Genomic DNA, 12995 nt, shown 5'->3' with positions numbered 1-12995 from the left:
TATATTAAGGATCATTAATAATTAGTAACTTTGAAATTCCGGACATGACCTTTCCATTTTCATATCCGGAATTAAGGATCGAAAGGGGTGGGAGCACCCCTTTTTTTATACCGCTATTTTAAAAGCGCTAATCTCCTGTGGACTTGCATTGGTGCTCTGATTATGTTCATATTGCCAATTTTGAGTTTGTGGTTTAATAATATCGATCATCTTTCCGAGGTAGTTCCTATAATAGCTCCATAAGAAATACCGTAAAGCGTTGATTTCAATGGGCAGCTTACATGCCACCATTTCTCTATGTTTCGAAAGGACCATGCTCTTTTGGTTTACCAATGTATGGTCTACCAACTTGTTGAATTTTAAATATTCCTTATTCAGGGCCTGATTATATTTTTGGATTTCTTTGTGTAATTGGGATATTGCTTTTTCAGATTCTGGATCAAATCGAATCATTAGATGATCTTTTTCAAGCTTAATAAAAAACTTTCCGTCATTAATACAGGATATCAACATCAAATCATCGATGTAACCTTCAATCTTACTGTTTCCAGTGAAACTTAACATCATTTTACGCACCTTGGTTTGCTTATAGATTTGTACCATTATTTTACTGGTTTCGTAATTGATGTTCTTTATTGCAAGATATACGGCGTTAGTTAACTTGAACTTTTGCTGAAAGTAAATGGCTTCAAGAGGATTATTGAAAACAATTAAATGCTCGATTTTTTTAGGAACCTGACTAAACCAGATGGACATACTTGTGTCACTCTCTTCAATGGGAAATGTTTTCAAATCTTTTTGCTGTACATGCCCCGTTAAATTATTCGATAGATTGTAAAAGGGGAAATACAAGAGACCTTCCTTATCCTCAAACAATCGATCTTGAAAACATAACTGCAAATTTTGGTCATCCAACAAGGATGAAGGCTGTAATGTTTTAGCAAACTCTTCGAAATGGTTGAAAAATTCGTTCACTATTTCTGCTTTACTTAGGGTTAAATTGGCCAGTTGAAACTCTTTTTTACTATTTAAATAAGAATAGCATTCATCTACTTTATGCCAAAGGCCTTTAGAACTATCCTTTTCAGTTTTTGAACATCCTGTCAAAATCAAATCAAATACACGAAGTTTTTTTTCTGGGCTACTGCACAGATAATAAAATTGACCGCGGCCAGTATTGAATACCACCGCATGATCTTTACCCATGTTGTAAATTTTATGACTGGTTGCATTCTTGGTCATAGGATACCCGAAATAGTCCATTACGGCATTGATATCTAATTTATCATCCCATGCTCTCCAAATATTATTCATATTTCAATTGTGTAAAAAATTAGTATAATTGTAAAATATTAATCAAATATAATTATTTTTGTTTTCAAAGCAAGTAATCCTTTAAAAAAAATGGAAACCGGCAATAACACAAAAATTACTTGGCAGCAAATGTTCTGTTCATTAAGGGGACTATTCCCTTCCAAAGCAACAGTTAAAAAGAATGCTATAGGTATGCTATATCTCGAAAACCGGGCATACTGGACGTTGATAGCCTTGTTCTTTTTCTTTATAGCATTTAATGGTTTGTTCTCGAGAACAGAAAAGTTTCATTGGCGTGCTGATGTAAATCATGCTGCTTATACTCAAATACATTCGGTCTTTCTTTCAGTTACCAAAAAGACTTTTAAGGAGTATCTAGTACAGGCTAAAAACTACGAGCAAATTACGTCCTCGCCTGAATTTTGGGAACTACCACTGGTGCTAATGGACAGTATACCCTCTGCAAGCCCATTAAAAAGAAACGCTTTTTTCCTATCAAGTGCATATGGGCTACGACGGCATCCCATTAAAGAATCCAAAACACTTCATAACGGAGTTGATTTGGCCACAGTACAAGGAACCCCCATTTTCTCCAGCGCTGCTGGTACGGTTATCCAATTAGGTTATGAGCCGAAGGGATATGGTTATTTTGTTCGTATAAAACATTCCTTTGGATTTGAAACTTTGTACGGCCATTTAAGTGAAGTTGTCTTAAAAGCACCTACAGAGATTAGGTCCCAACAATTAATTGGTTATTCAGGAAACACAGGTTTTTCAACAGGTCCCCATCTGCATTATGAAGTCATAAAAAACGGGAAAGCCATAGACCCAATTCCATCCTTTGGTATGAAATATAAAATGTTTGAACAACGATTACGCACCTTAACAAATTAAAAATATAGAAAATGAAAAATGAAACACTCCTATTGACCGAGTCAACCCTCAGTTTTAGAAAGGAACATCCGGAAATGATACAACTATGGGAAAGACAAATAGTGGAGGATACCTGTAACCCCGATTTGCATTTTTGTTTGTATGCCCTTGAGAATTATATACATCTACGTGCTCAGTTAATAGCCTCCGATTATTTATATGATTTTGTCCTTAATGCTCATATTGTTCATGCCGATTGGCAAAGTATCTATGTTCAAAACGGACACACAGATGCAGAAGCCGTGGAACTTGCCAATCAAGAAATACTTCAAATATATGCTGCCATCAATAAAAATCCCTTATCCGAAAAGGATAAAGTAGTAACTGAAATTTTAGATAAGGAATCCAAACAATAGGTTATGCGCACTCAGGAACTTTCAATGATTCTGGAAGCCATTAAATCTGGAAATCCCAAGAATCTATACATCAATAATGGTGGATTAGCGCAATTAGGTGAACATTTATTCTATCCCAAAAAGGGTAGGGAAGAACAACAAAAAGAACTACTCCATATCCTTAAAAATTCTTTTCCCGAGACCTATGGCACATTTTTAGAATCCTTAAAAAAATATCATCTAACTAGTTATTACACGCCTAAATCTATTGTTGAATATAAGATTTCATTGCTTAAAAGCGCAAGCTTCGAACCTACAACCATTCTAGAACCATCTGCGGGTAATGGTGCCTATGTTCAAATCCTCAAAAGCGCATTTCCCAAAGCCTCCATTGTAGCTATTGAACCTGACTTGTTGTCCTACGAGATTCTTAAAAATAACAATTTGCAAAGTACCAATGTAACGGTGCTCAACACCACATTTGAGGCTTATTATTTACAGCATAAAGACAAAACCTTTTTTGATTTGGTCATTTCGAATATTCCCTTTGGAGATATACCCATTGAAAATGCTTTTGAACATGATTATATTACAAATCCCGTTCTTAAAAATGTTGGCAATTACTTCAATATATATGCACCGGAAATGTGCTCGATGGGTGGTGTAACAGCTCTTTTAATTTCATCGGCATTCAACGAAAAATCAATATATAGTGGTCTAAGGGAATCAATTCTAATGAGGAATGATTTGATTCTAGCTAATCGCTTCAATAATGTGTTGTTCAAGGAAGAAAAGACAAAAGTGGTATCTGATTTATTACTATATCAGAGAATTTGGAATAAGTCTGGGTTAACATCTAATGAAAAGCTTTTTGCGGATACCGTTTCTATAGACCTAGGACAAGGACCCCATACGACCAATGCCTTTTTTAATCAATTCCCTCATCAGGTCAATGGGGAAGTGGTACAGGGGTATTTCCATGGTCGCCCAAATTTAACCGTGAAACCTGATGCGGAGCAACTTTCCAAATTTTTGGACAGACAACTGTATTCATTTGAATGTGATTTACATAATGCCCTTGCAAACGCTCCCGTATCTAATGTTTTAAAGGCAAAAGCAAATAGTACAAATCAAGATGTTCCTAAAGTACCTGAAATATCTCATTCCCTTGTAACTTCAGTATCCAAGAAGCAAGAAATAATTAAACTCGGCGATAAATACGTTGAAAATTATACACGTTTATTTTTTGGTTCCTTCAATTTTGATGCCATTGGAAACCTTTGGTACTATCAAGACACCTACACAAAAACCAAAGTTCCGTATAAAGTTCAAGAATTGGTTTCGGACTATGTTCGATTGAGAAACAACCTAATCTTACTTCAATTGAATTCAGAAAAAGGGCTGCTGGATAACATGATGTTACAAAAGACTTTTCAAGAAGTAGACTATCAATTGGACCTATTTCATTTTAAATGGACTAGTCTTGATGCACATAGAGTTTTTTTAAAGGAAGATTTTTACTTTTCCAGAATACGATCTACTACCGAAGCCCATATTCAAGGGAAGGGTTATGGTAAAAATCCAAATTTTACTTTTACTAACTTCCTAAAAGCAATCCCGCAAAAAACTTCTAACCTTGCGATTCCTTCAAAAAAGGAACCGAAAGATAATGGCATTGAAGTCATTGAGCACCGTACACCCTTAGAACTGGTGAAAACGCAATTTGACCAAACAGGAAAAATAGATATAGAAAAAGTTGCTATAGCATTTAAAAAATCTGAGAAGGAACTTTTACTAGAAGGACTTTCTAAAAAAAATTTTTCAGTGCAACCTAATTATAATGGTGGTGAGATACAATATGAGGTAGTGCCTTATTTCATTTTTACCAGTGGTCTTATTGACGATAAAATTGGTCAGATGCAAAAAAGTATACCTCCTTATGGTTTGGATGGTAATGTTCTTATTGCCGCTTTGAATAAAGTGAAACCTCCGCATCTTCCTTTAGAAGCTATCGAATTTAATTTTGAAAGTCATTTTATACCCATTCATGCCAAAGAAGCTTTTTTACGGCAATTAATAAATGAGACGGTTAAGATTAATATAGGTCAATTTAGTTCAACCTTGACCCTGTTATTTGCACAAGAATATAACCAAGAGGCGCATGAACGTTTTAGTGTTGTTTTAGACAAAGAGGTTAGGGCAGGATATAAACGCATTCTACAATGCTTTTCAGAAAACAAATACCCGGTAATATTTTCCTCTTATAAGGATGCACAAGGTAAAACCATTAAAAAATTGGATAAAGATGCCACCTTAATGGCCCAAAATATCTATGAAGAATTACAGCTGCATTTCAAATCCTTTATCGAAAGTGATGAGCATTTAAAACTTGAAATCGAGCAAAATTATTATCAGGCCTTTCTGGCAGATGTTAACCTGAAAGTACCCAAAGATTGGCTGCGTTTTCCAAAGACCTTAGTTCACGAACCTTACCAACATCAAATCGATTCCGTCCTTTTTGGGTTAAGTAGGGGTAGTGCTTTAAACGACCACCAAGTAGGTAAAGGAAAGACTTTGTCAATGGCTTTATTAGCTTACAAATTGAAGCAACAAGGCAAGAGCAGAAAAACAATTTTGTTAACCTTAAAAAGCGTTGCACCGCAATTGGAACGGGAGATTAGATCTAATTTTCCCCAACTCAATATTCTCAGATTGGATTCCAAGAATATGGCCAAATCAAAAAGAGCTAAAACCTTGACATCTTTAGCGGCAAATAAGCGTATTGATTTGGTCATCGCAGAACATGGCCATTTAAAACAAATACCCAAACAACGTGAATTTGTATTGGAAATACTGGAGAGTAAAATACGAATGATCGACCAAGACCTGCAAACTGCCAAAGAATTTGGGAACCTTAGGGAATCAAAAAAAATGATAAAAGGACTCATTAAACGTAAGGCCAATCTTGAAGAAAAATTAAAGCACACTTTAAGGACCTTGGACGAGAAAAAAGAAGGTGAAACGACCCTTTCCGATTTGCAGTTGGACGCCATACTCATAGACGAAGCCCACTATTTCAAAAATATTGGCTTTACCACAAGGCATCAAAATGTATCAGGACTTAACAATAATGCCGATAATCTGCAAAACTTGGATTTGGAAATCAGTATTGCATCCATACATCAAAGAGTCGGTGCCGACAAAAATATATTCTTTTATAGTGGTACTCCGCTCAAGAATTCTGTAACAGAACTCTATGCGTATCAGAGGTATCTTATCCCTCAAGAACTAAAAAGAAAGCAGATCTATAATTTTGATGCTTGGGCTTCCATCTTCCTAAAACAAAGCGTTAGTATTGAACCAAATATCTTTGGGGACCCCAGAATGCATGCCCGTTTTCGCTATTTTATCAATTTACCGGAGTTGAGTAAAATGTACAATTCGTTCACACATATTTGTAGAGATAAACATTTTAAGACACATAACTTGCAACTGGATAGGGATTTTGTGATATTGGAAAGTTCGCCTGCATACGAAGAACTAAAAACAGCATCTCTTGATTTTACGAAAAATAGAAATCAAAAAGCCCTGTTTACCATTCCCATTTATAATGAAAGTCAAATGAAGTCGGCACATATAACCGCCTTGAATATCAATAGGAGTTTGCTTATAGATCCTTTGTCCAAGGATAATATTTCTATATCATTTTCTGAAACCGACCAATTTAAATTGAGAAGGATTGGCAGCGATATAGCAGCACTTTATCACCAAACAAGCCCTCATAAAGGAGTTTGTTTAGTATTTAGTGATTTGAATGTTTGGAAGCCAAATCAATACAACACCTATAGCACACTTGCAAAATTATTAATGGATGAACATCAAATTCCCAAAACCGAAATTGCCTTTGCCCAAGAGCGTAAAGCAAAAAATACCACCGAAAAATTCCAAAGAGATATAAACGAAGGCAATATTCGAATAGCTATGGGCAGCACCCAAGTTCTAGGTACGGGTACAAATATCCAAAAAAGGGTGGTGGGGATTTTTCATATGGATATTCCGTATTCGCCTGATGCTTTTGACCAAAGGGCAGGAAGAGGATTACGAAAAGGAAATGAAATAGCGAAGCAGTATAACAATATGGTGGTTGAGCGTTTTTATGGTATTAAGGATACTACTGATATTTTCTCCTATTCACTGAACACCCATAAGGAAAAATTCAGAGAACAGATTCGTGAAGCGGATCCCAACCAAAGAGTATATGATGATTTGATTCCCGATGATAAAAATCTGTCCTATGCGCAAATGCAAGCAGCCTTGATAGGGGATATGGAGCAATTTCAAATGGTCAAATTATCCGATGACCTAAAGTTCTTACAAGCGCAAAAAAGATTGTTTGAGCTGAATAAAGCAAACTCCTTTAAGACCATTGATCGCATAATGTCGGAGAATAAAGAAATTAAAACACAGCTGGTTGAACTAGAACACACCCGAAACATCATGGGCCCAGATTTGATAGCAGAATTGGTATCGGAATCGCCTTTTTTTGAGCCATTGTCCATAATTAAAAAATTAGTACAGGGCAGTTCTTTGGAATTTGAAATCGATGGTTGCGATAATGCAAAACAAAAGCTCGAGCACCTTAATAAAACTTTAGTGTCTAAGTCAAGGATAAATGTCAACCACAATGCAAGGGTACTAGTGACATTCTTACCTGCTATTCGGGCTAACTTAGTTTTTGTGGCGGATTATGTGCCTAGCCAAAAACATTATTTGTTTTCGTATGGTCTAGAATTGAAACATTGTACAATTCATGGTAAACGTCAACAAAAATTTGACACAGAAAAAATACATCTTCAATTGCTTAGCCTTCTCAAAAAAGTGAATAGTGAAATACGGATGAAAAAATTTGATTTTAACCATAACCTTAAGTCCTTGGAAACGCATCAAAAGAAGGTTACTATTGGTTTCCCAAAAGAGAAGCAAGTAAAAATATCAGCATTAAAAGCAGAAATCAATTCGGTACAGCGCAAAAGGGCCATAGGTTAGTCCTGAAGGTTGGCTTTCCGTTTGCACTTTGTTTAAACCCCAAAGGTAATGGGGTACTAGTCTTTTTCTTTCCCTGTCCATAAAATAACGTCCTACGGAATTTTGGGCAACATTACTCCACTAGTATTAAAAATTGCGCCTTAGGGCGCTTGTGGTTAGGGAAAAGAAGACAAAGGTGGATTGAACAAGGTACAAGGCAGGTTTTTAACTGGACATGGTTTATTTTGAAGGATATTTAAACCTAAAATCATGTTGACCTTTGAGCTCTTATTGCAAAAATTTTCGTTATTCGGTTTTATCTGTTTTCTATTTGTATTGTTTATGGGGCTTTATCGATTAAAAAGAATGTCTAGATTACCTTTGATAGTGTTTCTTATTCTACTCTTGGCCATACCGGGCATAACAGGACTTCTTTGGTTATTTGCTGCCTTCGAGGTGGCAGTTTGGGGGTGGTGGGTTAGCAGAAAGCTAAACTAATTAAATAGAAATTTTATGGTGAAATATGGTAATTAAAGCACCGTTTATATAAACTTTAAAGGCTCCGCGAGTTAATTATTTCCACAAAGTTAATCTTACCGTACTAATTAATTCGTTTCTATTTTGACCTTAAATTAAACTTTAAGGTCATGATATTTGGATATGCAAGAGTAAGTACGAACGAACAGAATCTGGATCTACAGATTGATGCCTTTCTGAAAGAAGGAATCAAGGACAAGAACATTTATATGGACAAGGTTTCTAGTACCAAAGAAGAAAGAAGAAAACTTGGTAAACTATTGGACTATGTCAGGGAGGGCGATACGATCATGGTCTGGAAATTGGATAGGCTGGCAAGAAGTCTGATTCATTTTACCAAATTGATGAATGAATTTGAGGAAAAAGGAGTGAAGTGCAAGAGCATTACCGAACCCTTTTTAGATACGACCGATAAGTCGTCCCATTCCAAATTGATTGTGAATATGTTCGCTGCCTTGGCACAGTTAGAGCGAGATATTATTATTGAGAGAACCAAAGCTGGTTTGGAATCTGCTCGGAGGCATGGAAATGTTTTGGGGGTTCCCAAAGGAATTAGTAAGAAAAATCAGCAAAAAGCCGTACTTTGTGTGGAGTATTTTAGAGATGGGTAATTGACGGTCAGTGAAATTTGTGGGTGCCTAGAAATATCGAGGGCTACCTATTACAGCTATTTGCGACATAGAGGACTTTCTGGGAAACTTAGACCGTACAAAACAACATAAATTTATGTAGGTTCTAGATAGTCGCCCTTGTTGGATATATATACTGATTAAATTTCGGAATATGAACGAGTTAACTGCACTTAAAAAGTAAAGATGTATATATCCAACATTAAAGCATGGAACTTTAGAAAAATTAGTACATCTGACAGTAGCGGTGAAATTAGAACAGATAACCCAGGAATTAACCTTGCTTTTAATCCTAAATTAAATGTACTTGTTGGGGAGAACAATTCCGGAAAGACTGCAATTGTCGATGCAATCAGGTTCTTGCTCGGCACACATAGTTTTGAATACCAACGTTTGGACGAACGTGATTTTTATTCCAACCAACATGGTCGTAGTCGGGAATTAAGGATTGAGTGCATTTTTTCCGGTTTCACCGATCAGGAAGCAGGCCATTTTTTGGAGTGGCTCCATTTCAATGAAAAAAAACAGTATGAACTCCGGGTATGGCTCTACGCATATTTAAGGGATAACCGGGTAATATACAATATAAGAGCAGGTGTTGACGAAGATGGTACGTTTTTGGACGGAGGAGCTAAAGACTTACTTAGGTTAACATACCTGAAACCTCTTAGGGATGCTGAAGCCGAATTATCTCCCGGATATGGATCAAGATTGGCGCAGATACTAAGCAGCAATCCACTTTTTAAAGATCAATTTGATGCTGACCAAAAGAAAGTTCCGCACACCCTTGAGAAATATCTATCAAAAGGCAACAGTTTGGTAAGAGACTACTTCTCTAAGGAAACACTTGACCAAAATGAAGAATACCAGATTGAAGCAGACACTCCAGGAGGCGGACCAATAAAACAAAGTATTCAGGAACATTTAAATGACTTTTTCCATTCTGAAGATCCACAGAACCCGGAATTTCATATATCCGGTTCTGAATTGGCAAGCATTCTGCGAAAACTGGGTCTTACATTAGAAGAAAATAGATCAGGGCTTGGTGCATTGAATCAACTATTTATTGCCGCAGAGTTACTGTTGCTGCAGGGCACCAATCACCAAGGGCTGAGATTAGCCCTGATTGAGGAACTGGAAGCACATCTTCATCCGCAAGCTCAACTTAGAGTAATAAGTGCACTTCAGGACAAGCAACAGGAATTCAAAAACCAGTTCATTCTAACAACGCATAGTACCACATTGGCATCCAAAATACATCTTGACAATCTAATTCTATGCCAGGACGGGCAAGCATACTCATTAGCTCATTGCCAAACAGGCCTTGAAAAAGATGATTATGATTTTCTCGAAAGATTTCTGGACGCAACAAAAGCCAATCTGTTTTTTGCAAAAGGAGTTCTTCTTGTAGAAGGAGATGCCGAGAATATTCTGATTCCGGCCATCGCTGAAATACTTGAAAGGCCGCTCCACAAGTACGGTGTATCGTTGGTGAATGTGGGAAGTAAAGCTCTTTTAAGGTACGCTAAAATATTCCAACGACTACCTGACGGTACATTACCAATACAGGTGGCTGTTATTACTGACCTGGACATTGAACAGGTGAACCCCTCTGCCGGCTTAATAAAATCCAAAAAACGAATAACTACCGGTAAGGTACCAGATGCGCAAGAGGAAGCAGAAAAATTAAAAGCCGAATATGACTCACCAGATGGAAGGGTTAAGGTATTTCATTCCACGCTATGGACAATGGAATACGACATCGCCTTGGGAGAGTTAGTAAAACTAATCAATTATGCTACCTACATAGCGCAACTGGTAAAATCAAGATCGACACATCAGAATTTTAAGGGAGTTAACGAGAAGGAAGCCAAAAACAGGATAAGAAAAGCCAATGAAATATATGCCAAATGGGAAGCAATTCCGTTAGGTCAGAGTGAGATTGCTTTCAAAATATACAAGCGGTTTAAAGACAACAAAGCCTCTAAAGCAGTAACCGCCCAATGGCTAGCCAGAATACTCCTGAGATATAAATCCCGAGTGCTACCTATTCTGAAAAGAGATGCTCAATTGAAGTACATCGTGGACGCAATTTATCATGTAACCAAACCCGAAAATGGAGATAACTGAAAGCGACATAAACCGGGTAGAAGAAATTTTCTTTAATGGTAGCGGTTCATTTCAAGATGAAAAAGGAGAAAGGTATTCATTTATATCTTGCATAGATAAATCCATTGATGTAGAGGCTTGTCCGGGAAGTGGTAAAACCACGAGTCTTTTAGCAAAGCTTTACCTGCTTTCTGAAAGAATGCCTTTCGAAAATGGAAAAGGGATATGTGTTTTGACTCATACTAATGTGGCGATTGATGAGATAAAAAAAAAGCTGGGAAACAAAGCTAATCGACTCTTTCAGTACCCCAATTTCTTTGGCACCATTCAGTCCTTTGTTGACAAATATTTAGCAATCCCGTATTACGTTGGTAAAAACAAGTACCGACCTAGAACTATTGATACGGCAATAGCAATAGAGCGATTATTCAATACCTATTATGTGAGGGATGTTAGTAAACAAGATTTAAAGCTGGTAAAGGCTTTTTTACATCAACCTAATGGGATTGCAAGTAAGCTAACTTTGAAAAGAACGGTAGAGGGTGTGGTACTTGTAAAAGGAAGTGGTGGTGAGAAAATTAAAGTGATAAAGCCGAAAAACCAAAATTGGAAAGATAATTCTGAGGCTAAGGTTTATGATGCACTACGATCTTTGAAAATTGATATTTTAAGTAATGGGAATTTATCTTTCGATGATGCCTATTTCTATGCCAATGAATATTTAATTAAATATCCAAGGATTAAACAAGCTATATCCAGCCGTTTCTCACACGTTTTCATTGATGAAATGCAAGATACCTATTCTCACCAAGATGCGATTATTAAAGAGATTTTTGATAAGCATATTGTCATTCAACGGATTGGTGATCCCAATCAGGCCATATTGAACGACAATAATTCCGAAAGTGCTTGGGAAGATTCTGAAAGACTAAAAATAACCGGATCCAGAAGGTTTTCGCAGCCTATTGCTAATGTGCTCCGAACTGTAGCATTAAAGGGTGATCTCGATCTGACCGGCATAGGTGAAGTACGGATTCCACCGCATATTATCAGTTATCAAAATGGACAAGAGCCACAGGTTCTTGAAAAGTTTGTGTCCCTTATTCACGAACTCGGTATAGAAGATGACTATGCCTACAAGCATCCAATTAAAGCAGTTGGATGGGTCGGCAAAGAAAAAGATAGCTTAACCATAAATAGTTACTTCCCGTCATATAGCAGAGTAATGGCAAAGAAAAAGTCAATGGGTAATTTAAAATCGGCGATCCTAATTTGTGAAGCCACGAATCCAAAGGAAGTTTACAACTCGGTGATAGATTGCTGCCTTGAGATACTTCGATTAGCAAGAATAAAACATGACACCCCTAGAGGTCAAAGATTTTACAACAAAACATCATTTTTTAATCTACTAAAGCATCAATATCCTGAATCATTGGTGACACTCACTAGTAAAGTTTCTGTTTGGAACCGAAAGTTAGTGACTGACAAATCAGAAGAAGTCATTCAGGAGATTCGAACCTTTTTAAAAGATACTCTTTTCCCGGCTATCAATTTCACGTTGAATGAATATGCCTTTGCTTTTATTGATGAAGATGAGTTAGTAGATGCTACAGAAGAACAACTAAAATCAAAAAACACCTATCATTCTGAGCAGGAAGACTTGAAACATATTTCCGTTGAAGTAGGAACCATTCACTCCGTGAAAGGAGAGACCCATCGAGCAACGCTTTACCTCGAAACTTTCTATCATAAATCTTGTGGCGAGCATTTAATTGATCAGCTTATTGGAAAGCCTTATAGTCAACCTAAAAACAAAAAGGATACCTATAAAAAGGCCTGTTTAAAGATTGCCCACGTTGGTATGTCTCGACCCACTCATTTACTGTGTGTTTCGCTTAATCAAAATCTTATTGACAAAAAGTATAAACAATTAGAAAATAATGGCTGGAAAATAATATAAAATCCCATGACAATAATATATTGGAGGCATTAAAACGATTAATTGATATACAAGCCTAGAAGTTAGCCACAATTATACTGGTAATGAATAAATTAGATTATAGTATTTCGTTGAGAGAAAAAGGATTTGACTCAAATGAAATAAAAAAGAATA

At 36.6% G+C, this 12995-nt stretch carries 7 protein-coding genes; 6 read left to right on the top strand and 1 reads right to left on the bottom strand.

Going from position 1 to position 12995, the window contains the following annotated elements; translation table 11 throughout:
* Nucleotides 1–105: 105 nt before the first annotated feature.
* Nucleotides 106–1314, bottom strand: coding sequence for a hypothetical protein (locus tag HPE63_RS14705; protein WP_188315047.1), 1209 nt, complete (start codon nucleotides 1312–1314; stop codon nucleotides 106–108).
* A gap of 90 nt (nucleotides 1315–1404) precedes the next feature.
* Here HPE63_RS14705 and HPE63_RS14700 point away from each other — a divergent pair, with 90 nt between their 5' ends.
* The 6 genes from HPE63_RS14700 to HPE63_RS14675 all read left to right on the top strand — a co-directional run bounded on the left by HPE63_RS14700 (nucleotide 1405) and on the right by HPE63_RS14675 (nucleotide 12842).
* Entirely contained in the window at nucleotides 1405–2208 is an 804-nt protein-coding gene (locus tag HPE63_RS14700; RefSeq protein ID WP_188315046.1) for a M23 family metallopeptidase, read from the top strand.
* A gap of 11 nt (nucleotides 2209–2219) precedes the next feature.
* Nucleotides 2220–2603, top strand: coding sequence for a hypothetical protein (locus tag HPE63_RS14695; RefSeq protein ID WP_188315045.1), 384 nt, complete (start codon nucleotides 2220–2222; stop codon nucleotides 2601–2603).
* A gap of 3 nt (nucleotides 2604–2606) precedes the next feature.
* Nucleotides 2607–7628, top strand: coding sequence for a helicase-related protein (locus HPE63_RS14690; RefSeq protein WP_188315044.1), 5022 nt, complete (start codon nucleotides 2607–2609; stop codon nucleotides 7626–7628).
* Between the two features lie 626 nt (nucleotides 7629–8254).
* On the top strand, nucleotides 8255–8755 hold the full coding sequence (locus HPE63_RS14685) for a recombinase family protein (RefSeq protein WP_188315043.1): 501 nt from the start codon (nucleotides 8255–8257) through the stop codon (nucleotides 8753–8755).
* 204 nt (nucleotides 8756–8959) lie between these two features.
* The gene (locus HPE63_RS14680) at nucleotides 8960–10903 is read left to right on the top strand and encodes an ATP-dependent nuclease (RefSeq protein ID WP_188315042.1); all 1944 of its coding nucleotides are present in this window, start codon (nucleotides 8960–8962) and stop codon (nucleotides 10901–10903) included.
* Nucleotides 10890–12842, top strand: a complete 1953-nt coding sequence (locus HPE63_RS14675; RefSeq protein ID WP_188315041.1) for a UvrD-helicase domain-containing protein — start codon at nucleotides 10890–10892, stop codon at nucleotides 12840–12842. The genes HPE63_RS14680 and HPE63_RS14675 overlap by 14 nt, the downstream gene beginning before the upstream one ends.
* Nucleotides 12843–12995 lie beyond the last annotated feature (153 nt).

The organism is Maribacter arenosus (genome assembly GCF_014610845.1).
Lineage (GTDB): Bacteria > Bacteroidota > Bacteroidia > Flavobacteriales > Flavobacteriaceae > Maribacter_A > Maribacter_A arenosus.
The sequence above is the reverse complement of the archived record's forward strand: the minus strand, read 5'-3'. Positions and strand labels throughout refer to the sequence as shown.